Source organism: Streptomyces sp. NBC_00038, from assembly GCF_026343635.1.
Lineage (GTDB): Bacteria > Actinomycetota > Actinomycetes > Streptomycetales > Streptomycetaceae > Streptomyces.
In genome coordinates, this window is sequence record NZ_JAPELQ010000001.1 from 3,306,327 (window position 1) to 3,331,387 (window position 25,061).

Below are 25,061 nucleotides of genomic sequence, written 5' to 3' on the forward strand. Positions count from 1 at the left end.
CCGTCGCGAGCCGTCGTTGACCGTGGTTGACCGCACGATGTGGCACGGCTATGGCACGCGACCTGTTCGTCCCGAAGCAACTTGGGCAGCCGCTCCACCTGGAACTGAGTGCCTCTAACTGCCGCGCTCGGGGATTCAAGCCTGAGTATTACTTGGCTCGGCTGACCTGTCCGTCATGCTCATCAGCCACTACGCCTCACTCGATGAAGCGACCTCTAACGGCCTCTAACGATTGATCGGGATCTCGTAGACGATCTCGCAGTGAGCGGCGGGCACCACGATGTCGGCCGTCTCGACGGGCCGCCCCTGGTCGCTGTAGTACGTCCGCCGGATATGCGTGACAAGCGCGGCCTTCTGGATGCCGAGAAGTGAAGCCTCCTCAGCGGTCACTTGCCGCGGCTCAGGCTGCTCCACGGCGTGGCTGACGGTGACACCGATCTCGGCCATGCGGTTTACGACGCCTGCCCCGGCGTGCGGCCCTCCCTCGGGGAGAACGACGAGAGTGCCGCCGGTGAGGTCGTACGGCTCCCAACTCGTCGACAGCTGCACCGGCTTGCCGTCGGCGAGGAACTCGTACGCGGTACGGACACATAGGTCGCCCTCGGCGATACCGAGACGCGCCGCGATATCCGCAGGCGCCGGGACTTTGGCGTCGGTCCGGCTCTCCCAGTCGCCCTGTCTGCCTACGGCCTTCATGTCCGCGCGAAACGGGGAGCCCTCGGGTTGCTCGCGCGCCGACGAGCGGACAACCCGTACACGCCGCCGGGGCTCGGCGACGTAGGTGCCAGAACCGGCGCGGCCCTCCAGCACACCTTGGGAGATCAGCAGCTCCTGCGCTCGGCGCACCGCGTTCTCGCCCACGCCGAACTCCTGGCCGATCTGGTGGCGGGATGGGAGCCGGTCCCCCGGTGTCCACACGTGCTCCGCGATCCGCCGCCGGAGTTCGTCGGCGATGCGGAGATAGGGCGGCTGCTCAGGCATATAGAAAATCTAGTCCACTAGCTCTAATCTAGTTAACTAGCCTCACTCAAAGTGTTCACCGGTGACGGAGGCTGTCCTGTGCCTACTTCGGAGGCAAGCGCGGAGGCCATCGCCGCGCGGTTATCCGCCGCCGGGCTCACCACACGCATGGAGGAGCACGACAGCTGCACGTCGATCGAAGCGGAGGTGCCGGAAACACTCTCCGCCGAGTCATGGCGGGAGGTCCTGGAAGTGGTGGCCGAGGCCGATCGATTCGGGCTCATCGCCACCAACCTGAACGGCCGCACACTCTGGGCGGTCGTACGCAAAAGGGTCCCCACGACGGGCGATGTCGGGGGACCTGCCATCAGCGATCGGAGCTGAGCAGCGTGCTCAACCGTATCCGTCGTGCCGTCTCGCTCACCAGTGAGCGGTACCTCCGCAAGGGCAGGCACCGCCGCCCCTTAACCTCCGCCCGGCCGATGGCCACTCCCCCGGGATTGCCTGACGGGCGAATGCCCTTCCTGGGACAGCGTCGCGAACACGCGGATGCTCTCGTAGGTGAGGAGACGGCACTCGTCCGTCCGTATGTGCTGGCCAGTGAGGAACGCACGCGAGAGCGTTCGACGGCAGGGACTCATCCGCTCCCTGCCGACACCTGGTTCGCCACAGCGGGGGCCCGTTGATGCCTCTTCACCAGCAGCCTCGCATCACGCATGTGGAGGCCGACCCCTACCGGTCGGGCTCGTGCCGGGTCGGTACGCACCACGCGTGCACGGAGTTCTCCCCGGCCGCAGCGCCGGTTGACGTTCCGGTGATCTACGAAGCATGCGATTGCGCCTGTCACACGGCCACGACTCGGGACCCATCTGCGGAGGTGGCGCGGTGAGGGGATGGGAACCCAGGGGCACGCCGGCCTCCACCATCGAGATCACCTCGACCAGCGTGCAGTGCGGCGACGTCATTCAGGTCGGCGGCCAACCATGCCGGGTGACCGACCTCTTGCAATTGCCCCACGGCGCCAAGCAGCTTCTGTTCGATTCGGGCGAACTCCTGACCATGCACACGCGGACCCGTCTCGTCGCCGTGCGTGTCCCGAGAAGGCGGTGATCCAGTCCATGCCTTCTCGCCGTCACGGGATTGCCGATGACCTCCGGAACCAGATCGCCACCGGTCGGATCAAGGCTGGCGAACGCCTTCCCTCTGAGGCCCAGCTAGCCGCTCGATACATGGTGAGCACGGCGACCCTGCGGAGTGCTCTCGCAGTGCTTCAAAGCGAAGGCCTCGTCGAAAAGATCCACGGCAAGGGGAACTTCGTTCTTCACCCCCTCCAAAAAATCACGTACATCGGTGGCCGGGTCACGCTGGACACCCGGACCGCGGCTGAGGCACCTCTCCGCGTCACTGTCCGAACAACCAAGATCCGGGCGCGCGGGCATCTGACGGCTCTGCTCAAGGTGCCGACCGGTAGTCCCCTGACCGAGTTCCTCTGCCTCAACCATGAAGGGGAATCGCCACACAGCCTGGCTCGTATCTACGTCCGCCGCGACCTGGTGCCGGCCGCCGTGCTCGGCGAGTCGCCTACGTGCGAGGAGGCAGTGGCGAGGCTCGCCCTGCTGCGCCCTCCATCAGTCCACGTCCGGGAGACAGTGAGCGTTCGCCTCCCGACACCGGACGAGGCCTCGGCCCTTCGGATCAGCTCTGCCTTGGCGGTTCTCGCAATTACGCGAGTGACGGCCGACGTCACTGGGCGCGTGGTCGAGGCTGCGCTCCTGGTGTTCCCCGGGGACCGCGCCGACGCGGTCTTCACCACCCACCACGTGGTCGACGAAAGCAGGACCCAAGGATGAAAGCCCGAAACGAGTTAAGGCTTCTCCCGTGGTTGGGGCCGGATGGCAAGCCCTGCTATCTCAGCACGGACGACAGCGATGGCTACATGTCCCGCCTCGCAGACAACATCGAAGCGATCCAACTCGGGATGGCGGCCGAACTGCTGAAGCAGGCTCAAGAGTTGCTCGACGACAGGGATACGAAGACGGAGGAGCTGCGACTTCTGGCAACGAAGCTGACTGAAGCCTTGCAGGACGCGCTTCGCGTAGCGACCAGCCGCGGTCATCGCCTGACGACTCCCGAATCTCACTGTTCCTGAGGGGAAGGGAACCGAGAAGCCGCGACTGCCGACGGCGACCTTCATCTAGCAGTAGCGCGCACCCATGGGAAGAGAGGCCCTGGCCTGGGATGGTGGCCAGAGCCTCTCTCATGGCGGGGCCAAGTTGGTCGGGGGCGACAGCGGCGCCCTCAGCTTGGAAACTCCCGGGATTCCCCGCTCGATCGGGCACGAGTGGGGCACGGCAGCCTTCTGATCCGTAGCTCTACAGAGATCGGTCAACTGAGGTCATACAGGCCCTCGTGAGGTCCCTCAGAGACGCTGCCGGTCATGGTCGGTTGCTGTGGTTGCTGTACAGCACGGGCGATGGCTCACATCGGGAACCGTGCCTGGGAAAGCCTGTGCGGCCCGTGGCAGCGATCGGACTACGCCTTGATCGCCGTGACCAGAGCTGCGAGAGAGCTGATCACCATCGCGGCCGCCACAGCCCAACTGACCAAGTTGACGCGGTTACTCTGACCGGTATCCTGGTCGCGATTTTCCGATACTGATTCGATATCGGCAATCGGGAATCCGTTTCCGGGATCAAATCCCTGGTCGCCGTTCCCCGGCTGGTTCATGGCACTCCTTGATCTGGTCGGTTCAGCCGTCCGTCTCGGCTCGGCTGGCGCGACGCCCCGTCGTCTCGATTGCCGTCGGTGACGGGGCGTTTTGCTGACTCAGGAAGGTATCAGGGCTCATGAACGGGCCACCGTCTCCGGGGAAAGACTCGGACGACAACACCTGTTTCCATTCGGCCTGAGTACGATCCACGGGGATCGTTGGACGCACTTTGACCTGCACTGTTTCTGGTGACGAAAGTGCGGTGTATTTTTCTCGCGCTTTCAGGGAGTCCAATTCACCCTGATTCGCGACGGCGTGCGAATGGCTGATTTTGGCCGCACGGTCATCACCTGCATCGGCTTATCCGACGGCCTACGCGCTGATTGGCAACTCCCTTGCGCGTAGGCGGGCTTGGGCCCGCAGATCCTTCAACCGGCTGTGGAACGCGTTGCGGCGGTTCTGGTCGAGGTTCAGCGGGAGGTCGAGTTGAGAGGTGAACTGTGACTCCAGGGCCCACAGTTCGTCCTGCTCGACCCAGCACACTTGCGCGTTGTCCGCCATCCACTGGCTAAGGGCGGCTTCACCCGCCTTGCCGAAAGTCATCCGCTTACCGCTGCCCACGCGGCGCAGCTCAAGTCCGAGTAGGCAACCGAGGGTGAGCCGCAGTGTCGAGCCGGCCACGTTGCCTCGGTAGTGGTAGCGCACCCGCTTGCGCAGGTTCTGGGTACTGGTTCGGTTCGCCATGTAGCGCGGGGCTATGCCGACGTAGAGGAGGCGCCCGACGTCCAGGTCCGAGTGGGGTGTTCGCTCGAAGTGCCATCCGTAGACCCCTGCAACCGCTGCTACAGGGCTTGGACGCATCAACACCTGCTGCGCTGACCACAACCGGTCAGGACTGATGAGAGCGGTAGCTTCCACGAAGCCTCCAGGCGCGCCACGGCTGACCGTCGCAGGCTACTGCTTGACGCCGACAACACATTCGCGGCCTGCGCAGCTGCGTGACATCAGCTTGGGAAACTGCGGGCATTTGCGGCCGGTTCGAGCGCTGAACTGGGCGAACGGCAGGGGTGCGGTCTCGTCAGGCCTGGCCGCTTCACCGTGATTCCCCGCTGTTCCCCGCACGACCTGGCACGGCCTGGCACGGCCTCTCTGGGACAGTGGCGGCTTCAAACTGTCACGCCCGGCTGCCATGATTGCTGTACCGCAACAGACTTCGGCACGCGTTCGACTGCAATGGCCGGCCTGAATCCTCTTCACTGGAGGCATGGAACTAGTTGCGCCACCGGTCAGATGGACACCGGACAGGCACCGGGTAGGCACGAGATCCCGCCTGGGGAAGTGTGCCTGGAACGCCCCGTGCCCCAAGGAGGCCGTATGGAGCGTGCATGTTGAGGACAAAGGTGGCGACAGTTGGTGGGCCGTATGCGAGGAACATCGTGCCTCCTCAGCGGTCTTGAGCACTGAGCGCCCGGCTGACTAGCACACGGCTCCGGAGGGCCCTTCGGTCCCGGACGTGTGCGCAGGCCGCAGGCGCTCGACTGATCATCTAGGCGTGGCTCGTCCACGGGTAGTCCACAGATGTTCGGGCGCTGGCCTGAGTGAACGGTCGGGCTATGGCCGCGCATACACCCTCTTCAGTGCGGACGGGTGCCGCCGTACCTCGATGAACGATGCTGACGGATGCGAATGACGTACGCGCTCTTGTCGGACCACCCATCATGACTTTGAGCCAGCTTCAACAGCCTTTTCTAGCTTTTCGGACCACTGCTTCGCCGACTTCCCGCTCTCGTGGTCAGTCAATGTGTTCTCAACATAAGGAAATTCCCAGTTTCCGTAGTACGAAATAACCAGTGCCGCACGTGCAAAATCCCTTGTAAAGTTTCGTTTTGCGGGTCTTATGGCTTCCGCGGACAAGAACTCTCTCAACTTTCCGTCTTGCGGCACAGAGATTTCTTCCACATGCAATGCGATGGGAAGCCGCCAGATGCACCATGCGGCAGTTCTCTTGAAGTCCTCATACTCGCTATCATGCCAGGCCGAAATACAGGAAGTTAGTACCTTCTGGAGCTCGCTGTCAGTCCACGGAACTTGCTCGCCTAGCCAGGCAAGCGCCCAGAAAGACATAGAAGCGACACTTGGGTCGCCTCCACTATTCTCCAGTACATCGATCACAAGCGACTTGTACTCGGCAAACATTTCAGCTGAAGGCATCTCCTCTTGGGGGACGACCTCCTGCTGATCATCAGCGTTCTCTCCTTCAGGGCGGTCATCGTGTTGCTGGCGTGAGTAAGCGAGAAGCATCACGCAAGCGATGCCCGAGATCACGTCTTTCTGTGAAGTAGACCGAAGTAGAGAGACTACCTCTTGGGAAAAGTCCTCGCCGCTAAGCACTGTCAGAATGGCTAGGCTGGAAATTGCCGCCGCATACTCCATAACATGTTCATTGTGCGTAAGGTACCCAGACCAGATAACCTCCGGAATCTCGGCTGCAAACCTCGACTGAATAATGCCCTCAACTACATTTGTTTCATTTAGGTTGACGTTACGAATCAAGCAGTCCAAGGCCTTTCGCACCTGCTGAGGAGAGATTTGCACCTCATCAACAAGGCACTGCAGCAATGTTTCACCGACCAGCGTTTCTGCCTCTTCGCCCCTTTCGATGGCGTCAACTGTGCCGCGCGTTTCAGGGGAATCTAGAAAATCGATAAGCATGTCAATCATCAGCTTGGCTCCGCGGCTGCCTGAAAGAACGGTGGCCAGTGGAATTACCTCAGACCAGGATTCGTCCTCCAAATAGGGAAAGAGGATCTGGGTGTAATCGTCCTTCTCTTCACGTAGAGGGTTCCAGGACTCGACGCAGGCGCGGGCTGCAAGGTATTCCTGGAAGGTTAGGTGCTTGAATTCGTACAACGGTCGTAGTTGGCCATCCTCGATAATGTGGCCGCTCTGCACGAGCAGGCTGCTTCGGTCCTCCACCCTTTCGATTAGCTCAGTGGCAGACATCCGGGCGTAGCCAAGAACCTCCGGCATTTGGGTACGAGATTCTTCGAATAGGTCCCTCAGCCCCTTGGCACTGATGCTCTGCCGATTAGACGTCATCATGGAAAAGGCTGCGTATGCTAATTGAGGAAGCGCTTCATCTTGGTCAATTGGCGTATGTCCCTCGGTGTTCCAGGTCATCAGCAGTACTTCGATCGCCTTGTCATACAGCACGCTACGCTTGGGCGGAAGTTCACCAAGCCACCGCTGCACAAGAAGCAGGGTGGCGAGAAGGAGCGGATTGATAGCCAGGTCAAGCACTCTAGGCTGGCTAACAATCGACTGAGCGATCTTGTTAGCGGATTCCGTCGTTCCCCCGACCACTTCGTGCTGCCATGCCCGGCTAAGAGTGAAGATATCTTTTACCGAGAGATCTGCGATGCGGAAAAGGGAACAGACAGAGGACATTGCCCCTGAAACAGCTCTGAAGCCAGCTTCCCTGCACGTGATAATTACCCGCACAGCGGGATAAGTCCCAATGAAGGTTCGCAGTTGTGCTGCGAACGCTGCTCGATCACCGGGGTCACTGATCTCGTCAAGGCCGTCAACCAAAAGGAGTGCTTGCCCATGCTTTAGAGCGTCTGAGACGCGACGGGAAAAGGCCTCTCTGAGATGTGGAAGCTCAGCAAAGCGAGGGAGATCCTGGATTAGCTCTGTGACCGGTTTTCTTACCTGTTCACCCAGTTGTCGACATCGAATGAAAAGCGGGAACCAATCGGTCTTTGGAAGCTCATCTCCAACTTCGTCACGCCGTTCCGCTGCGGCGTATGCCACAGCTAGTCGTTTGAGGAGCGTAGTTTTCCCCGCCCCAGGCGCGCCGAGGATTGCTACGTGCTTATGCGATTTGATGGTCTCGCTTACGGTGATTCTGGATGTGTTCGTCTTACTCAATGATGGATTGCTACTCTTTTCCGCTTCCCCCTTTTCTGTCTTTGGGATAGCCGAAAGGTGTAGCGGAACATATATGGATTCGAGTCGGATTCTTTTGCCGCCGACTTCCTGATCCGCGGGGAGTCCTTCGAGTGTGACTCCTCCACATTCGCGCTCCAGGTATGCAAAGTAGGATGCTGTTGCCTGGTCTTGCCTGGGCGATGAATCTGGAACGTCACGCGGTGCAACGTACGTTAGGCCCGTGAAGTTTCTCGCAGAAATTGCGTCCGCCTCGACGATGCTGGTGACCAGGTCCTCATCCAGTCCATATCCGTCGGCGTGAATCAGGGTGTAAATCGTGTAGCGGCCCCCTGTTTTAAAATAGAAGGCCCAAACCCATCCGATTTCGTGAATGACAAGAGAGCAGCGCTGGCCTAGGATTGCTCGGTCAGGCAGCTCCGGACACGTCGATGCGACAATGACTGCCTGCTCACGGCTAACAATTACGCGACCTCTAACGAGCTCATCGACAATCTTTGGAGCATCCATCAGAATGAGGCGCTTCCCTGCATCTTCTTCCTGTTCGTACGCAGGTGCTGTAAAACCCCCGAGTGAAACAAAATAGGGAGTCAGCTCTAGCTCGCTTTTTCTGGAACGTTCGACCTGTACTGCTCCGGCGAATTTATTGACGTCACTCCCACCTGTAGCACCTTTGGTCGCCTTGCATTCTGCGATCAGCGTGCGCTGCTCGGTTCTATGCTTTCCTGTAATATCGATTTCTCTTCCCGCCTTATGGACATTCAAAGAGAAATCTTCATATCCGAGGGCGTGGAACAAGTCTTGGATCGCTCGGCCGAATAGATCGCCCTTTTTATTATTGTCGGACTCGAGGACGCTGATTTTGACTCGTTCCTGACTGTCCGACATCGGCTCTCCTGCTTGTTAGTGGTGCGACCGCTCACGAGTAGTTTGCCGGATCGGCGGGTTACATGAGGGGCATTCCAACTAACTTCTCAGTGACGGAGTCAAGCAGGCGGGGCGCCGTCCATCGGTTGCGAACGACGCCTGTGCAGCTCTTGCGTCAAGCTGCTCCTCGATGCGAACTACAGGCATGAGGGTCGCTCAGATCTACCGACCTGGTCACGGGCGTGATAGCAGCTCGGAACGGTCATCTGCGGTCGCCATGGTTGCTGTACTTCCGTGCTGTACACAAGCCGTCGCGGGATGCCAGGCGTCAGGGGCTGAGCCCAAGGCTCAACGATTCGCGCATGACGACACGGAGTCGGCGGAATGCGTCGTCGTACGGGGTATGGATGGCCTGCCAGTCTGGGGAGTCGTCAGCCACGATGATGTTGGTCGTGGCTATGGCTACTCGCATAGCCCGCAGCCGATCGTAAGCCTCGTGAGCAGCGCTGTACACGCTTGGTGACGCCACCAGGAACAGCTCGTATCGTGCTGCCATCACATGGCGTGAGCGAAACGCTTCGACCACTTCGGCGTTCGCGATGGGTGTCGAATGACTCAGCGCGAGCGCCTGTAGCGCAGCCTCGGTCTCGGTGAGTGCAGTAAGGTACCGAACGCACGCCGTGCGTTGCAGTTCTACATGATGGTGTCCTCGCTCTCGCCTGGCGCGAACAGCTTCAACGACCAGTGTCGAGCCCACACCGAACACGCCGCCGCTCAACGTGCTGATCAAGGTCAACCATTCCACTCGGTCAGCGTATGAGCAGAACGCAGTGACTAACAGGCGCATTCCCAGCGCATTGATGGCTTAGCCGGCTCTGACGAGGCCGGCGGAGTCTCAGTGACTGAGCCAAGCCGTCGACGATCTTGAAAACCGTCGCGGCGCGAGTCACCGTGGGTTCAAATCCCACACCCACCGCGCAGCTTGACGGCCCCTGACCAGGTAAATCGGTCAGGGGCCGTCGTGTTGCATCTTGTCCGTGGGTGCCCGTTATTCCCCGGGGCTCCCCGCTCGATCGGGCACGGCAGGGGCACGGCCTCTTTAGAAGGCGCTCTGCCACCAACGATGCGGTGGGTCGCCGTAAGGCACGGCGTCGGGACGTTCGACGATCTTCAGATCGAGAGGCTGGACGATCCTGCGGAGCTCCCGTGAGCTCTTCTTGGGGAGAGCACAGATCGCTAGCTCCAGTAGATCTCGCTCGTCCGCTGGTTCGGGGCAACAGTCCAGGACGCCGCACCGGTCGCTGAACGGCGAAGGGAGCTGATCTCTTGATGCCCTTGCGATGGCAGCCCACCGGGAGAGAGCCTGCTCGATCAGACCGGGCTGGAGCCGCGTCCGCTCCAACTGAATGATCTGTGCCCGAGCTGGGCCGGAAAGCCGACTGATCCTTGAGTAGTTGCGATGTGCACCAAAGTGCCTGCTGTTCGCCCGGAGGCGTGAGGGGCGCCTACGCGGCATAGCCCTTTCGGCTGGGAGTCATGAACAGCAGTCTGACACGCGGCTGGGTTGATGCGAAGGTCGGTGGAGTCTCAACAGGGGGCAAGGCAGAGGCTCTCTTCCGTCGGGTTGAGGGACCCTGGCCAGCCGCAGGATTGGAAGCTGCGCCCTCATCCTTATCAGGTCAATGACGGCAGTCCGGAGCGCTGGCGTGATCAGCCTTCCGTACCGGTGCTTGGTCCACTGACGCTCGGTGCTCACTGCCGTTGTTCGCCCCTGTTGGTGTCACCCACTGGTGTCAGAGGGTAAGGGACTTGACGGCCCGCTCCCGCACCATCTCAGGACTTCTGCCTCAGTTTTCGCGATCAGGACATCTGATCATCGGCCGAGATCGAAGATAGCCAAATGCTCGAAACTGCACTCAAAATTTTCAGCATCGTGCTTCAAGTTCTCGGTTTGGTTGCGACAGCAGTTGGCCTGTTCAACACATTCAAGGACACCTCAGCTCCGGGCGATCGCTTCTTGGCTCGCGTGATGGCGACTGAGCTTGGGGTAGTCCGACAGCTCTGGGGCGGTGTCAAGCGCCTCTCGCGTCGCCTCTTCGGACGTCCGCGAGCGACAGTGGTTCAGGGCCTCGGTACGGCCTTCGAAGTCAGCTTCGCAGGAAGCGCTCGGGGCATCGTCCAGTTCGGGCCGTTGCCTGACCCAGTTGCGGACCCCGATGCCTTCAAAGTTGCGGTTGAAGACCGCCTGAACCGTGTGCACAAGTTGGCCCAGGACGTGCAACACGACCTAGAACAGGAAACGAAGGCACGAGAGAAGGAAAACCAGAAGATCGGTAGTGATCTCCAGGCTCGCCTCACAGCTCTCGATGAGGAAGCAAAACGGAAGACGATTCGTGGCCTGCATGAGCAGGTACTCGGTCTCTTCAGTGTCGCTCTGGGGCTTGCAGTGCAGAGCATCCTTGATCTGACCTTTTGACCCCTCACCTACATCTCTACCTCGACCACCACTCTCCCCAGCTCCCATCCCGTCTGCCGTCGCCCCACACACCGTGGAGCGGGCGTGGTTCAGGGCGTCAAGGTGGAGCGCGCCACTGTACGAACGACCTTGACGCCCTGGGCCGCGACTGCTCGGCTCTGCCTGGGTCGGCGGTGGACGGGATGGGAGCTCCCCGCGCACGCCACACTCGGCCGGCACTCGCGAACGGCGCCCCCTCCATCCCGGAGTCGGAGCGCCCCCGCCGGAGGCATCGTCTTGACTGTCGCCGCGTTCGTGCGGTGATCGCCACTCATCGGCCCGGCCTATTCACCCGTGGGCGCGCGTCGGCGCAGCGCGGGCCGAAGGCATGAGCGCGGAGGGTGGCGGAGCCGGGAAGCGCGCCCGGCGGAGCGGAGCGCAGCCGGACTTGATCAACGTAGGGAAAGCCCTATCCCGCTCGGATGAGGCGCTTGTGTCCGGTCCCGGGAGATGCTCGACGGCCCTGGCAATCAGAACGCTAGGGCTCAGCTGCTGGCAGGGGCAGTTGGTCGCTGATGCCCGCACTTCAGCTCCTCGCCGCTGGCGTCGAACACCTTGTAGTCGAGCATCTCTTTGTGAGGGTCGCCGTCCTCGTAGAGCCACACCGTGATGAGGTTCGTCGCAACGACCACTTCCACGACCTCCGGCACACCGGGAACACCCTCGCCGCGACCGGTGGGGCGACCACGCGCGAGCTGATGCATCGCATGGGCCACTCGTCCGTGCGGGCCGCGCTGATCTACCAGCACCTCGTCAACGGTCGCGACCACCAGATCGCCGACTACGCCGACGGGCAGATCAGGAAGGTCAAGCGGCCCCCGCAGGATCCTGCTGGCACGTAAGTGGCACGGCACCGAACGCTCGCCGAGAAAGATCAAGGCCCAGGCACCCGGATTCACACCGGCTGACCTGGGCCTTGTCCATGTCCCGAACCTGGTGGGCGCGGACGGTTTCGAACCGCCGACATCCGCCTTGTAAGGGCGGCGCTCTACCACTGAGCTACGCGCCCAGGACGAGTCGACAGCCTACATTGCCCGGGGGGATGCCTCGCAAACCCGTATCCGGGGACCGGGCCTGGTCGATCAGGGGCGGTCCGGGGGTTTTCCCTACCTCTTATCCGGGAGTGACCCGGATCCCTCCGGGGCCCGTGGATCCGTACGGTCGAAGAGCGTCGGAAGAGCAGGTGCCCAAGAGGCCCGGCGCATGTCGACGTACTTCTCAGGGGGAGATCTTCATGGCTCGCACCGTACGTACCCGTCGTACCCGTACTCGCTCGACGCGTACCCGCGCGGTGGCCGTCACCGGTGCCGTCGCCGTCGTGGCCCTGCTCGCCGCCGGGTGCGCCAGTGCCGGGGACGACAAGGACCCCGAGCAGCGGTCCTTCGAACTGCAGGGGCGCACGCTCACCGTCGACTCGGACGACTCGGCGCTCGAACTCGTGGTGGCGGACTCGGACGAGGCCGACAAGGTCGAGGTCACGCGCTGGTTCCAGGGCAGTGTCGTCGTCGGCGGGGACCCCAAGGTGACCTGGAAGATGGACGACGACCGGCTGGTGCTGCGGCTGAAGTGCTCGGGTGTGGTCGCCGACTGCTCGGCCAAGCACCGGATCGTGGTCCCTCGCGGCGTCGCCGTCACCGTGAAGGACGGGGACGGCAGCGTGCGCGCGCAGGGGTTCAAGGACGCGCTGAACATTCGTACGGGGGACGGTTCGGTCCGGGTGACGGACTCCTCCGGGGCGCTGAACCTGCGTACGTCCGACGGTTCGGTCCGGGTGACCGGCTCCTCCGGGCCGCTGAACCTGCGTACCTCCGACGGCTCGATCCACGCGGACGGCGTCGACTCGCGGCGCGTGCAGGCGCGCACCGGCGACGGCTCCGTACGGCTCGAACTCGACGCCGTACCGGACCTGGTGGAGACCCGCACCGGGGACGGTTCCGTCACGATCGCGCTGCCTCAGGAGACGTACCGGGTGACGACGGAGACCGGTGACGGGTCGGTGGATGTGTCGGTGCCCCGGGCCGACGCCAGTTCTCATGTGGTGTCCGCCCACACCGGCGATGGGAAGATCACGGTGCGAACCGCGAACTAACCAGCCCGTGTGTTCGTCCTTAACGGGTGGGAGAATGACACCGGGCAGGGCGGATCACAGCACGGGAGAGGGATGTGACGGCGACACCTTCACAGCCGTACACGCCGTTTGTGCCATGCGCACAGGCAGAAGGTGGTCGCCCTCCGGGTTCTCGGACAGGCCGCGCCGCCGGGATCCCGTACGCCGCTCGTGACGCGCTGACCCTCATGGCCCTGCCACTGCTCCTCGCTCTCGCGCTGCCCGCGGCCTTCGCGGGCGGCGGCACGCGGCGCTGGTTCGGCGGGCGCTCCGAAGGTCAGCGGGCCGAGGCGCAGGCCGCGAAGGACTCCGCCGCGGCCGCCTTCTACGAGCTCGACACCGCCCAGCGCGATCTGCGGATCTCGATAGAGACCATCACGGCCGTCGACGCCTCCCCCGCGGCCCGCCGCGCCGTCTCCGACTTCGAGGCGCTGGGGCGGCGCATCGACGAGGCCAGCCAGAAGTACATCACCGCCGTCGACGCCCACGACCTCGACCGTGACGACCTGGAGGCGTCGGTCGCCGCGCAGGCCCGTACCGAGCTCACCAGCGCCAAGGACGAACTGGGCCGGGTCAAGCAGCAGCTGGACCGCTTCGAGCAGGGCCTCGAACCGCTGCTCGGCAAGGCGGAGACGCAGCTCGCCCGGCTTGCCCCGTCCGTCGAGCGCGCCCGCCAGTCGCTGCTGGCCGCCTCGAACGCGCTGGACGGCGTACGGGGATCGGGGCTCAAGGCCGACGATCTCGCCGCCCGGCTCGCCACCCTCGGGCCCGAGCTGACCAAGCTCAACCAAGGGGCCGGGCAGCATGGCGTACCAGAGACGCTGGAGCGCGCCGAGCGGGTCTCGAAGGAGGCCGAGGGGGTACGGGCGGAAGCCGAGCGGCTGCCCGAGCGGGCGGCCGAGATCGACCACCGGCTGGTCTCGCTGCGCACCCGCGCACAGGCGCTGACCACGCGCGCCGGGCAGGTGGAACCGGTGCTCAGCGAGCTGCGGCGCCGGTTCACGGCCCCTTGCTGGCAGGATCTCCAGCACGTACCGGAGCAGGCCGCGGAGAGCGTACGGCAGGCCGAGCTGAAGCTGAAGGAGGCCCGGACCGCGCGCGACGAGCAGCGCTGGCCGGACGCGACCTCCCTCCTTTCGACGGTTCGGGCGCTGCTCAACAACACCGACGAGGCGGTCTCGGCGGCGGGCGACCGGCTGAGCCGGCTGAACGCCGTGTCGAAGAACCCGCGGCAGGAGATCGACCGCACCCGCTTCGCCATCCGCGACGCCCAGCGCCTCGCCATGTCGGGCCGCAACACCCCCGACCCGCGGCACGCCCGCCCGCTCGACGAATCGGTGGCCCGCCTGGAGCGCGCCATCACCACGCTGGAGGGCCGCCACCCCGACTACTGGCACTTCCTCACCGAGACCGAGGCGGTACGGCAGACGGTGGGACGGGTGGTCTCGCAGATCCGGGAGGAGCGGGGCGGCGGGGCCTGACACTGCCTACTGCGCCGGGGTTGGCGATCCGGGCACCCCGGGCGGATGCTGAAGGTACGTACGGCCTCCGCCAAGAGCTGAGCGTGAGGAGGCGGACAATGGCCACACACGCACTTCGCCCGGGAATCAGGCGGCGCATCAACTTCGACGAGCATCTGCCCGTCGATCACCGTCTCAGCACCTTCTACCGGATCGGCGCGGGCCTGATGGGCCTCGTGCTGCTCGCGTTCGGCATCCTGGGCCTCATCGACAGGGTCGGCTTCTTCGACACCCGCGGGGACCAGGTCGCGGGGCTGAGCACCAACGGCGCGCTCAGCGTGCTGTCGATCTGCGTCGGACTGCTCCTGTTCGTGGGGATGGTGATCGGCGGGAACTTCGCCTCCACCCTCAACATGATCCTCGGCGTCGTCTTCATCCTCAGCGGCTTTGTGAACCTGGCGCTGCTCGACACCGGCTACAACTTCCTCGCCTTCCGCATCCAGAACGTGCTGTTCAGCTTTGTGGTGGGCGTCCTGCTGATGTTCTTCGGGATGTACGGGAGGGTCGGCTCGGCCCTGCCCCACGACAACCCGTACTGGAAGTCCCGCCATCCCGAACAGCAGGAACACGAGCAGCGGCTGCGCGCCAAGGCCCACGCGCTCGCCCTCCAGAAGGCGAACCCGCGCGAGCTGCGCAAGTGACCCTCGTCGCCGGCACCGGGCGCCCGCTAACCTGAGCCCCATGCCTCGCTATGAGTACCGCTGCCGGACCTGCGGCGACACGTTCGAAATGAGCCGCCCGATGGCGGAGTCCTCCGCTCCGGCGGCCTGCCCGGCCGGCCACGACGACACGGTGAAACTCCTGTCGACGGTCGCGGTGGGCGGCTCGGCCTCAGCCTCGGCGCCGGCACCGGCCCCGGGCGGAGGTGGCGGCGGCTGCTGCGGTGGGGGCTGCTGCGGCTGACCCTCCGGGCGGCCGCTGGCCCTCCGGGCGCGTCGCATGAGCGTCAGAGACCAGACGCCTATACGTCGGAGACCAGGCGCCGTACGGCCTCCACAACCGCTCCCCGATGCGAGCGCAGCAGCGCCTCGTCCAGCCCCCCGGGCGCCACGGCACTGGTAGGTGTCCACGCACCGGCCAGGGCCAGTACGAACGTGAGGAGATCCTCGGCGCTGAACGCCCCGGGGACGCTGCCGTCGGCCTGCGCCTGGGCGATCGCCGCGGTCTTCTGCTCCATCGACGCGGCCAGGCGTACGGGCCCGGGGCCCTCACCGGTTCGTTCGAGACGGTTCCAGGTGGCCAGCCGCAGCTGGTGCGGGTTGGCGATGAGGTAGTCGAACAGCTTGCCCGCGTAGTCCGGGAGATCGCCCGGCGTGAAGGGGACGTCGTCCAGGACCCGCGTCACGTGCAGGTCCATGACGATGTCGAAGAGCTGGTCCTTGTTGCCGAAGTACGTATAGATCTGGGCCTTGTTGACCTCGGCCGCGGCACCGATGCGGTCGATACGGGCACCGGCGATGCCGTAGGCGGCGAATTCGTCCGTGGCCGCCCGCAGGAGTCTGGCCTTGGCGGCCTCTGAATCGCGGGTCCGTGGAGCGCGGGGTGTCTCAGGCATGCCTCCAGAGTAAAGCAAATAAACGTTCAGTTGCCCCCGACCCCGAACGGCGCTACTGTCTGAATGAGCGTTTCTAAATGAACGTTTAGTTGTTAGACAGGACGGGCAAGATGATCGTCTACGACAAGCTCTACATCGGCGGCCGCTGGACCGACCCCACCGATCCCCGGCTCCTCGACATCCGCTCCCCCCACGACCGCTCCCTGCTCGGCCGCGCCGCCCAGGCCACCACCGCCGACGTCGACAAGGCGGTGGCCGCCGCCCGGGAGGCCTTCGACCACGGCCCCTGGTCGCGCACCACCCCCGAGGAACGACAGGCCTTCGTCGGGCGCCTCACCGAACTGCGGGCCGCCCGGGCGAAGGAGATCGCCGCCCGCATCAGCGCCGAGACGGGCGCCGCACTCTGGTTCGCCGAGTGGGGTCAGCCCGCCCTCGACAAGCAGGCCGACGCCTATCTGCGCGCCGCGCGCTCCTTCGGCTGGGAGGAGCCCCTCGACCCCACCGGCGCGTCCGGCAGCCTCGTACGCCGTGAGCCGATCGGTGTCGTCGCCGCGGTCATCCCGTGGAACTCCCCCTACATGGCCGCGCTGGTGAAGATGATCCCGGCGCTGCTGGCCGGCAACACCGTGATCCTCAAGGCATCGCCCGAGAACTCGCTCAGCATCATGCTGCTCGCCGAGATCTTCGACGAACTCGGCCTGCCGGAAGGCGTGGTGAGCATCCTGCCCGCCGACCGCGCCACCAGCGAGCACCTGGTCTCGCACCCCGAGGTCGACAAGATCGCCTTCACCGGCTCCACCGCCGCAGGCCGCCGGATCGCCTCCATCGCCGGTGAACAGCTCAAGCGGGTCTCCCTGGAGCTGGGCGGCAAGTCCGCCTCGATCATCTGCGAGGACGCGGATCTCACCGCGATGGCCAACGGCCTGAAGTTCGCCTCCTTCGCGAACAACTCGCAGAACTGCCAGGCCCACACCCGCATCCTCGCCCCCCGCAGCCGCTACGACGAGGTCGTCGGCGTACTGAAGGACCTCGTGGAGTCGCTCACCGTGGGCGACCCCACCGACCCGGACACCTTCATCGGCCCGATGACCAGCGAAGTCCAGCAGCAGCGGGTACTCGACTACATCCGGATCGGCATCGACGAGGGCGCCCGCGTCGTCACCGGCGGTCCCGGGTCGCCCGATGGCCTGGAGGGCGGCAACTACGTACGTCCCACCCTCTTCGCCGACGTCGACAACGGCATGCGCATCGCCCAGGAGGAGATCTTCGGGCCCGTGATCGTGGTGATCCCGTACGAGGACGAGGAGGACGCCGTACGGATCGCCAACGACTCCGCGTACGGCCTGGGCGGCGGCGTATGGAGCACCGATCCCGAACGCGCGCTTGCTCTCGCCCGCCGTGTCCGCACCGGCTTCTTCATGGTCAACGCCGCTCCCGTCGGCTTCGACGGACCCTTCGGCGGCTACAAGGCGAGCGGCATCGGCCGCGAGATGGGCGCCTTCGGCCTGGCCGAGTTCGTCGAGCTCAAGACCATCAACGTCTGACCGTCCCGGACCGTCAACGTCTGACCGTCCCTGACCATCAGCGTCTGACCGCCCCGGACCGTCAACATCCGCTCCTCACAGGAAAGTTGAGAGACTCATGTCCAAGACCTGGCTCATCACCGGCAGTTCCCGCGGCCTGGGCCGTGCGCTCGCCGAGGCCGTCCTCACCGCCGGCCATCAACTCGTCGCCACCGCCCGCAAGCCCGAGCAACTCGACGACCTCGTCCGGCGGTTCGGCGATCAGGTCCGTGCCGTCGCCCTGGACGTCACCGACCCCGCGGCCGCCCGTGCCGCCGTCCGGCACGCGGTCGACTCCTTCGGGCGGCTCGACGTCCTCGTCAACAACGCCGGTTACGCGGACGTCGCCTCCATCGAGGACGTCACCGAGGACGCCTTCCGCGCCCAGATCGACACCAATCTGCACGGCGTCGTCAACGTGACCAAGGCCGCGCTGCCCGTGCTGCGGGAACAGGGCAGCGGGCACATCGTCCAGATCTCCTCCGTGGGCGGACGCGTCGGCACCCCCGGCCTGAGCGCGTACCAGGCCGCCAAGTGGGCCGTCGGGGGCTTCTCCGAGGTCCTGGCCCAGGAAGTCGCCCCCTTCGGCATCAAGGTCACCGTCATCGAGCCGGGCGGACTGCGCACCGACTGGGCCGGATCCTCGATGAGTACGCCGCCGATCAGCGACCCGTACAAGCCCGTCATCGAACCCATGGCCGGGTTCCTCAGCCAGGCCGACGGCACCCAGCCCGGCGATCCCGCCCGGGCCGCCCAGGCCATCCTCCACGTCACGGAGGCCGCCGACCCGCCGGTGCGCCTGCTGCTCGGCAGCGACGCCGTCGCCGTGGCCGGTGCCATGGCTCAGAACCTGGCCGCCTCGGACGCCAAGTGGCGCAAGGTCAGCGAATCGATCGACTTCGACGCCTGACCCAGGCTCACCTAGGAAGCCTGCCGGACCCCGTCCAGGAACTCCCGCAGGATCCGCTCCCCCGCCGCGACCCCCAGCTCGGGCAGAGCCGTGACCGTGGGCGCCGTCCACCCCGCCTCCGCCAGCTCCCCGTGCCCCGGGCGCCAGCCCCGGTCGGCCGCGAGGAGCAGGTCGGCGTCGAGCAGGGAGTCGCCGGCCGCGAGAGTGAGCGTGCTGCCCGTGCGGCGGGCGACCTCGTGCATGGCCGCGCTCTTGGTGAGCGGTTTGGGCACGGCGTAGATCTTGCGGCCCTGGAGGGAGACGGTCCAGCCGCGGTTCTCGGCCCAGACGGCGAGTTCCTTGACCCAGTCCTCGGGGAGCAGTTCGCGCTCGACGACGAGGTAGGCGAAGAGGTCCTCGGCGACCCGGTGCTTGCGGACCCAGGCCGGATCGGCGGTGGCCTCCATGTGCTCGCGCACCTCGGTGAGGGAGGCGCACTCGCTCGCCAGCCGTGCGGTCACCCGCGCGTGCCAGTCGGCGTCGGACACCCCGTCGACCAGCAGGTGCCCGCCGTTGGCGCAGATCGCGTACTTCGGAGCCGGGCCCGGCAGACTGATGCGCTGGTACTGCTTGCGCGTGCGGGTCGTGGTGGGCACGAAGTCCGCCACGCCGCCGAGTTCGGTCAGGAGAGCGGCCGCGGTCTCCGTCATGTACGACAGCGGCTTGCTCTCGTGCACCTCGACGCAGAGCAGCCGGGGCGCCACCGCGTCCGGCATGGTCAGCGCGAGGGCGGCGCTGGAGTAGATGAGCGTGCGGTCGAGGTCGCTGGCGACGAGCACCTTGGGCGAGGCCGACGCGGAAGTCTCAGACACCCCGGACATCAGACCGTCACCGCCTTGCCGTCGGCACCCGTCGCGCCGCGCGTGTACTTCGGGTGGATCAACCCCACGCAGGTGTAAGGGAGTTCGGCGACCTCCTCGACGGGCACCCCGCGCTGTTCGGCGAGCAGGCGTACGTGGTCGAGATCGGCGCCCGCTCCGGCGCGGGCCAGGATCTTCCAGGGCACTCGGCGCAGCAGCACGCGGGTGGTCTCGCCGACGCCCGGCTTGACGAGGTTCACGTCGTGGATCTCGTACTCCTCGCTGATCCGCTCGACCGCCCTCCAGCCCTCCCAGGTGGGGGTGCGGTCGGCGGCGAGGAGTTCCTTGGCCTGGGCGCAGGCCGCGTCGGCGACCTCGGCGAACCGCGCTGCCACGGCGTCCAGGAAGTCGACGGAGACGTCGGAGCCGGCGAGTTCGCGGTAGAACTTCGCGCCGTGGAAGTCGTGTTCGCCGACCAGGTCGGAGCGCAGCACGGTGCGCGAAATCAGCCCGGACACCGTCGAGTTGAGGCAGGCGGAGGGGATCAGGAAGTCCTCGCGGGTGCCGTACGTCCGTACACACGAGCCCGGGTCGGCGAGCACCGCGATCTCCGGGTCGAAGCCGGTGACTCCCTCGGCCTCCTCGAACTCCTTTATCGCGTCGGCGAGTTCGCGGGTGATCGCGCCCTTGCCGGTCCAGCCGTCGACGAACACGACGTCGGCGGGGTCGTGGTGGGCGGCCAGCCAGCGCAGCGCGTTGGCGTCGATGCCGCGGCCGCGGACGATGGAGACGGCGTAGTGCGGGAGGTCGAGGCCGTGCCGGTGCTGTGCCCAGCGGCGCATCAGCACGCCGACCGGGGTGCCGGCGCGGGCGAGCGACACGAGCACCGGGCGCGGTGAACGCTCGGCGAGAACCAGTTCGGTGACCGCGCCGACGGCCTGGGCGATGCGGGCGGCCGAGGTGTCGAGCGCCGCGTGGAACAGCTCCTGGTAGTGGGCGCTCGGCTGGTACTCGACGGGCAGCGACTCCGCGTAGTGGGCGCCGCCACTCTGGATGGCCTCCTCGCGCTCCTCGGTCGGCGCCTCCAGCGTCACGTCCGAGAGGTCCTGCAGCAGCCAGCCGACGTCTTCGGGTGCGTACGAGGAGAAGGCTGGGCCGCGGAGGGGCTCGGGGAGCATGGAGGGCCTTTCGGTGGACGGGCGCCCGGGGACGTACGAAGGGACGACGGCGAGCAGGACGTGCGGGGTGTGCGCGGCGAGCTGCGCCAACAGACCGTCGGCGGCGTGCAGTTCGGGGGTGTCGGCGGTGGAGTCGACGACGGCGACCACGGCGTCGAAGCCGGCGCCGGCGACGTTGTAGGCGTAGCGCTCGCCGGGGCCGTCGTCCGGGTTGTCGTGGGCGGGGAAGACGATCCGGCTGCGTATCGCGTAGCCCGGGTCGTCGAGGGCGAGCACCGGGGACCGGGTGGTCGTGGAGTAGCGGACCTCGGCGGCCACGACCTGCTCCAGCTCTCGGGCCAGCCGCAGCGGCGCGTACATCAGCTCCTCGAAGCCGAGCACCAGCACCCGCCGGGCGTCGTCCGGCAGCGCGTCGGCGAGCCGTGCGGCCAGGGCGGGCAGGGCGCCGTCCAGGCGTATTCGCTGCCCGGGCGCGAACCCGTGCCGCCCGCCGTCGGGAACGCCGCGCGGCCAGCCGAGCCCGACTCGGGCGACCTTCCCGGTACTCGGCCGAGCGGGCGCCACAGGCGCCGACTCGTGCTCCGTGACCAGCGCCTGCCCCTTCTCCAGCACCCCCTCGGGCAGCCGCACCGTCCCCGACGCCGCCGTCACCAGATCCACCCGCGCCCCGATCTCGCGGGCGAACTCGTCCAGGCGCCCCATGTCGGCGGCGGACCGCATGTCGACGAGCGCCACGACCACGTACCGCTCGCGCGGGTAGCGGGCGTGCAGGTCACGGATGGTGTTGAGGATCGTGTTGCCGGTGGAGAACTCGTCGTCGACGAGGACCAGCGGGCCCGAGCCGGAGAGCAGGCCGGGGTTCTCGGGGAGGAGCAGGTGCGAGGTGGCGTGCGAGTGGGACTCCTCGAAGCCGCCCGCGCGGGCGACGCCGGGGACGGGGCGGCGGGTGGAGTGGAGGTAGGGCGCGAGGCCCACGCCGTCCGCGACGCAGTGGCCGAGCCCGGTGGCCGTCTCGGCATAGCCGAGGACGACCGCCGCCCGGGACTCCGCCTCGCCGAGGAGCTCCCGGACCCGCCGGCCGAGCGCGAACCCGTACCCGTACACCACGGACGGCGACTGCGGCACATGCTTGCCGAGCACGTTGGACACGAGCAGATGCGCGCGCTTGGGGTTGCGCCGCAGCGCGAGCCCCAGCAGTTCGCTCAGCTTCTCGTCGCCGACGAGTTCGACGCCCAGCCGCTCGGCGACCCAGGTCCCCGTCCACACCACGTTGTTCATCAATTCCTTGTCGGTATCGGTATCGGTAGAAGTACGAGCCACTACGGCCGGCCGGGCCGTTTCAGTGGGGAAGCCCGGCGGCGAGCAGATCCACGAAGTCGATGCCCTCGTTGGCGACGCCGAAGACCTCGGCGCGCTGCAGGGTGCGCTCCGCCCAGGCGCGGTGCGGCTTCACCTCGTTCATCTTGTTCGTGTACGCCGAGCGCAGCACGCCACCGCCGCCGCGCTCGGGCCTGAGGATGTCCTGCGCGTCGCTGTACTCCTCGTGGCTGACGACGGACAGCGCGTGCACGGCCGGTACGTGCGAGGGGTGGATGCAGGTCTTGCCGAGCAGGCCGTTGGCCCGGTCGAGGGCGATCTCGCGCAGCAGCCCGTCCATGTCGTGCTCGATCAGCGAGGCGCGCAGGTCCTCCGCCTCCGGGGTGAAGGGGCTGCGGCGCAGCTGCGGCTTGAACATGCGCTCCTGGACGCGGAAGTACTCCCACACGGGCCCGGTCACCGTGAAGCCGGTGCCGTCGGCCCGCCCGAGCAGGTTGACCACGTCGGCGATCACGGAGGCGACGATCTGGACGTCGTACGCGGTCATGTCGGGCGCCCTGCGGAGCCCGTACGCCGAGCAGAAGTCGGTGACGCCGAGGCGCAGCGCGAGGACGCGGTCACGGTACTTGTCGACCGTGCGGTGGATGCCCTCCAGGGTCTCCCTGCGGCTCTCCACGTACATCAGGCCGGGCGATTCGAGGACCGGCATGGCGAACAGGCGCCGCCCGCTCGCGCTCTCGGCCGCCGTGAGCGCCTCCAGGAACGGGACGCCCCGCTCCTCGGTGAACTTCGGCAGTACGAATCCGGACAGCAGCCGCACCGCCGGGCCGAGCCGTTCGACGAGGTCGGGGATCTGCTCCGGTTCACGGACCCGTACGAAGAGCAGCGGCAGCTCGGAGGTGCCCGGCCGCCCGGCGAGGTCGGTGAACTGCCGGACCAGGTTCTCCTCGGCGCCGATGACCTCGGCGTCGTCGATCGAGTCCTCCAGGCACAGCACCATGGAGACGACGCCGCGCCCGGCCTGTTTGATGATGTCGTCGGCCAGCTGCGGCCTGGTCGCGGGGCTGTAGAGGGTGGCTCCGAGGGCCGCCGCGAGCACGCGGGCCGGTGATTCGGCGGTGAAGAGGCTCGGCTCCCGGTAGAAGAGGCGCTGCCGCTCTTCCGGGGCGATATGACCAAAATGACGCATGAAACTCCCCCGGAGCGGCTAGGCGGCCTGATCTGATGTGGCCGGTAATAGTACGTATGGATCCATGTCAGGGGTTCCCACCGGGCATGAAGTTCAGGTAACTCGGCCATGTCACCTGTTCTTCGATCCCTGGCGGGGATCTTCACCCCCGCATTGTCGTGACCAGGCCCCAGAGGGCAGGATGACCGCATGACGCACGCGATGCTGAAGGGGTCGAACGTCCCGCTGGACGCCACAGCGGTGCGCGCCGTGCTGCGCTGGACACCCGGACAGGGGGTCCCGGACGTGGATGCCTCGGCGCTGCTCCTCGGCCCCGAAGGTCGTGTGCGATCCGACGAGGATTTCGTCTTCTACAACCAGCCCCGCCACCCCTCCGGCAAGGTCAGGCTGCTCGGCAAGAAGCGTGGGACCGAGGGTCTTACCGACACGATCCAGACGGATCTGGCCGGTGTCGAGTCCGCCGTCGGACAGATTCTGCTGGTCGCATCGGCGGAGGACGTCACCTTCAACCGCGTACGGGGCCTGCGCATCCTGTTGTACGACGCGACCGTCGCGAACGGCGAGCCACTGGCGTACTTCGACATCAAGCCGGAGACCGGCGCGGAGACGGCGCTGATCTGCGGCGAACTGTACAGGCGCGACGGCGGCTGGAAGTTCCGGGCGCTGGGCGAGGGCTATCTGAACGGCCTGCAGGGGCTGGCGGGCGACTACGGGATCTCTGTGGACGAGTCGGAGGCCGCCGCGGCCGCACCCGACGCCCCCGCCTGGTCCGCACCGGCCCCGGCCCCCGAGACCTCCGTACCGCTGCCGCCCGAGCAGCCCGCCCCGGTGCCGCAGCAGCCCGCGTACGGCTACCCCGGGCCCCAGACGGCGCCCGCGGCCGCCCAGCCCGCGTACGGCTATCCACAGCCCGCCAGTCAGCCCGCCTACGGCTACCCGGGCCCCCAGACCGCGCCGGCCGCGGCACCCGCGTACGGCTTCCCGCAGGCGGTCGGCGCGCTGCCCGACCCGGACTTCAAACTCCCGCCGCAGGGACCGCAGTTCATCGGCCGTTGACGTCCGCCCGGTAAGTCCGGCGCCGGGGAGTCGACGTACGCCCGCCGCTAGCGGGCGGCCTTCGACTTGTACCCCCGTCCCCACTGCAGCCCCCAGCCGTACAGCCGGTCGAGTTCGGCCTGGAAGCCGTACACGAACCGCACCTCGCGGCGCACGATCAGCTCGCCCTTGACGTTCTCGATCATCACGACCGCGCAGGAACGGGCCTGCGGATGGCGTTCGTCGAGGCTGATCTCGACGCGTGGGCCGTTGCTCGGAAAGAGCGTGACGATGGCGTGCGTACGGTCGAAGGCGGGGGTCTGGTCGTAGATGTAGACGAAGACCAGGAGCCGCTTGATGTCGTCGCGGTGGTCGAGGTTGACGTAGATCGTCTCGCCGGACGCCGAGCCGAAGCGGTCGTCGCCGCTGAGTTTCACGAACGGCGGGCCGTTGAGTTCGCCGAAGAAGCTGCCCAGCGGCTGGACGACGCCCTTGGAGCCGTCCTTGAGCTCGTACATGACGCCGAGGTCGAGGTCGACGTTGACCATGCTCTGGGTGTGCGCCTGGACCACTTCCGGCTTGAACGTACGGAAGGGGTGGCGCAGCAGGCTGCCGCGTTGCGGCCCGCCTATGTCGGAGGTGCGCATCCGCCAGGACAGGTTGATGCGCAGGTTCCCGGTGGCCGCGCCCTGCTTGGTGAGCGAGACCGTGTGGTTGCGCTTGGTCAGCTCGATGGAGTTGGTGGACGCGCTGCCCGAGTCGAAGTCCGCCGAGCGCCCGCGCCACAGGTCCTGCCAGATACCCATTCCCGCCCCCACGTTCCCTCGGTATGCCGCGGGGCGGCCGCGA

Annotated in this window: 22 protein-coding genes, 1 tRNA gene and 1 pseudogene; 13 read left to right on the forward strand and 11 right to left on the reverse strand. The window is 66.1% G+C overall.

From position 1 onward, the window contains the following. Window positions 1–225 precede the first annotated feature (225 nt). On the reverse strand, window positions 226–981 hold the full coding sequence (locus OG219_RS15145) for a GntR family transcriptional regulator (protein WP_266826813.1): 756 nt from the start codon (window positions 979–981) through the stop codon (window positions 226–228). Window positions 982–1,059: 78 nt separating this feature from the next. Here OG219_RS15145 and OG219_RS15150 point away from each other — a divergent pair, with 78 nt between their 5' ends. The 4 genes from OG219_RS15150 to OG219_RS15165 all read left to right on the forward strand — a co-directional run bounded on the left by OG219_RS15150 (window position 1,060) and on the right by OG219_RS15165 (window position 3,109). Next, complete coding sequence (locus OG219_RS15150) at window positions 1,060–1,344, forward strand: hypothetical protein (protein WP_266826815.1); 285 nt, start codon at window positions 1,060–1,062, stop codon at window positions 1,342–1,344. A gap of 501 nt (window positions 1,345–1,845) precedes the next feature. Continuing rightward, on the forward strand, window positions 1,846–2,070 hold the full coding sequence (locus OG219_RS15155) for a hypothetical protein (RefSeq protein WP_266826817.1): 225 nt from the start codon (window positions 1,846–1,848) through the stop codon (window positions 2,068–2,070). Window positions 2,071–2,078: 8 nt separating this feature from the next. Beyond that, on the forward strand, window positions 2,079–2,810 hold the full coding sequence (locus OG219_RS15160; protein WP_266836099.1) for a GntR family transcriptional regulator: 732 nt from the start codon (window positions 2,079–2,081) through the stop codon (window positions 2,808–2,810). Beyond that, window positions 2,807–3,109, forward strand: coding sequence for a hypothetical protein (locus OG219_RS15165; RefSeq protein ID WP_266826819.1), 303 nt, complete (start codon window positions 2,807–2,809; stop codon window positions 3,107–3,109). The genes OG219_RS15160 and OG219_RS15165 overlap by 4 nt, the downstream gene beginning before the upstream one ends. Window positions 3,110–3,492: 383 nt before the next feature. Here OG219_RS15165 and OG219_RS15170 read toward each other — a convergent pair whose 3' ends face one another. From OG219_RS15170 to OG219_RS15185, 4 genes are all read right to left on the reverse strand, one after another. Then, window positions 3,493–3,687 (reverse strand): hypothetical protein, encoded by a 195-nt coding sequence (locus tag OG219_RS15170; protein ID WP_266826821.1) that lies wholly within the window; start codon window positions 3,685–3,687, stop codon window positions 3,493–3,495. Window positions 3,688–4,042: 355 nt separating this feature from the next. Next, window positions 4,043–4,414 (reverse strand): GIY-YIG nuclease family protein, encoded by a 372-nt coding sequence (locus OG219_RS15175; RefSeq protein ID WP_266826822.1) that lies wholly within the window; start codon window positions 4,412–4,414, stop codon window positions 4,043–4,045. A gap of 972 nt (window positions 4,415–5,386) precedes the next feature. Next, window positions 5,387–8,506, reverse strand: a complete 3,120-nt coding sequence (locus OG219_RS15180) for an NACHT domain-containing protein (RefSeq protein ID WP_266826824.1) — start codon at window positions 8,504–8,506, stop codon at window positions 5,387–5,389. A gap of 307 nt (window positions 8,507–8,813) precedes the next feature. Then, a complete protein-coding gene (locus OG219_RS15185) occupies window positions 8,814–9,290 on the reverse strand; it encodes a hypothetical protein (protein WP_266826826.1) in 477 nt (158 codons plus the stop codon). A 1,095-nt stretch (window positions 9,291–10,385) separates the two neighbouring features. Between OG219_RS15185 and OG219_RS15190 the strand changes: the two genes are divergently transcribed. Both OG219_RS15190 and OG219_RS15195 read left to right on the forward strand, forming a co-directional pair. After that, a complete protein-coding gene (locus tag OG219_RS15190; RefSeq protein ID WP_266826828.1) occupies window positions 10,386–10,961 on the forward strand; it encodes a hypothetical protein in 576 nt (191 codons plus the stop codon). Window positions 10,962–11,629: 668 nt separating this feature from the next. Further along, window positions 11,630–11,842, forward strand: a pseudogene (locus tag OG219_RS15195) (integrase); the annotation flags it as partial. A 92-nt stretch (window positions 11,843–11,934) separates the two neighbouring features. On the opposite strand, the gene OG219_RS15200 reads toward OG219_RS15195, so the two are convergent. After that, window positions 11,935–12,009, reverse strand: a tRNA-Val gene (locus OG219_RS15200). Window positions 12,010–12,234: 225 nt separating this feature from the next. Between OG219_RS15200 and OG219_RS15205 the strand changes: the two genes are divergently transcribed. The 4 genes from OG219_RS15205 (at window position 12,235) to OG219_RS15220 (ending at window position 15,530) form a co-directional block, all read left to right on the forward strand. Beyond that, entirely contained in the window at window positions 12,235–13,089 is an 855-nt protein-coding gene (locus OG219_RS15205; protein ID WP_266826830.1) for a DUF4097 family beta strand repeat-containing protein, read from the forward strand. Window positions 13,090–13,163: 74 nt separating this feature from the next. Further along, entirely contained in the window at window positions 13,164–14,588 is a 1,425-nt protein-coding gene (locus OG219_RS15210) for a hypothetical protein (protein WP_266826832.1), read from the forward strand. A 98-nt stretch (window positions 14,589–14,686) separates the two neighbouring features. Further along, the gene (locus OG219_RS15215) at window positions 14,687–15,268 is read left to right on the forward strand and encodes a DUF4383 domain-containing protein (protein WP_266826834.1); all 582 of its coding nucleotides are present in this window, start codon (window positions 14,687–14,689) and stop codon (window positions 15,266–15,268) included. Window positions 15,269–15,308: 40 nt separating this feature from the next. Then, window positions 15,309–15,530, forward strand: a complete 222-nt coding sequence (locus tag OG219_RS15220) for a zinc ribbon domain-containing protein (protein ID WP_266826836.1) — start codon at window positions 15,309–15,311, stop codon at window positions 15,528–15,530. Between the two features lie 58 nt (window positions 15,531–15,588). On the opposite strand, the gene OG219_RS15225 is transcribed toward OG219_RS15220, so the two are convergent. After that, window positions 15,589–16,182 (reverse strand): TetR family transcriptional regulator, encoded by a 594-nt coding sequence (locus tag OG219_RS15225; RefSeq protein WP_266826838.1) that lies wholly within the window; start codon window positions 16,180–16,182, stop codon window positions 15,589–15,591. A 110-nt stretch (window positions 16,183–16,292) separates the two neighbouring features. Between OG219_RS15225 and OG219_RS15230 the strand changes: the two genes are divergently transcribed. Beyond that, entirely contained in the window at window positions 16,293–17,726 is a 1,434-nt protein-coding gene (locus OG219_RS15230; RefSeq protein ID WP_266826840.1) for an aldehyde dehydrogenase, read from the forward strand. Window positions 17,727–17,823: 97 nt separating this feature from the next. Next, a complete protein-coding gene (locus OG219_RS15235; RefSeq protein ID WP_266826842.1) occupies window positions 17,824–18,654 on the forward strand; it encodes an oxidoreductase in 831 nt (276 codons plus the stop codon). Window positions 18,655–18,665: 11 nt separating this feature from the next. Here OG219_RS15235 and OG219_RS15240 read toward each other — a convergent pair whose 3' ends face one another. From OG219_RS15240 to OG219_RS15250, 3 genes are all read right to left on the reverse strand, one after another. After that, on the reverse strand, window positions 18,666–19,505 hold the full coding sequence (locus OG219_RS15240; RefSeq protein ID WP_266826844.1) for an HAD family hydrolase: 840 nt from the start codon (window positions 19,503–19,505) through the stop codon (window positions 18,666–18,668). Window positions 19,506–19,513: 8 nt separating this feature from the next. Next, on the reverse strand, window positions 19,514–21,949 hold the full coding sequence (locus tag OG219_RS15245) for a phosphoribosyltransferase (protein WP_266826846.1): 2,436 nt from the start codon (window positions 21,947–21,949) through the stop codon (window positions 19,514–19,516). Between the two features lie 61 nt (window positions 21,950–22,010). Next, on the reverse strand, window positions 22,011–23,177 hold the full coding sequence (locus OG219_RS15250; protein ID WP_266826848.1) for an HpcH/HpaI aldolase/citrate lyase family protein: 1,167 nt from the start codon (window positions 23,175–23,177) through the stop codon (window positions 22,011–22,013). Window positions 23,178–23,366: 189 nt separating this feature from the next. Here OG219_RS15250 and OG219_RS15255 point away from each other — a divergent pair, with 189 nt between their 5' ends. Continuing rightward, entirely contained in the window at window positions 23,367–24,233 is an 867-nt protein-coding gene (locus OG219_RS15255) for a TerD family protein (RefSeq protein ID WP_266826850.1), read from the forward strand. Between the two features lie 47 nt (window positions 24,234–24,280). On the opposite strand, the gene OG219_RS15260 is transcribed toward OG219_RS15255, so the two are convergent. Further along, window positions 24,281–25,018, reverse strand: coding sequence for a Tellurium resistance (locus OG219_RS15260; protein WP_266826852.1), 738 nt, complete (start codon window positions 25,016–25,018; stop codon window positions 24,281–24,283). Window positions 25,019–25,061: the final 43 nt, after the last annotated feature.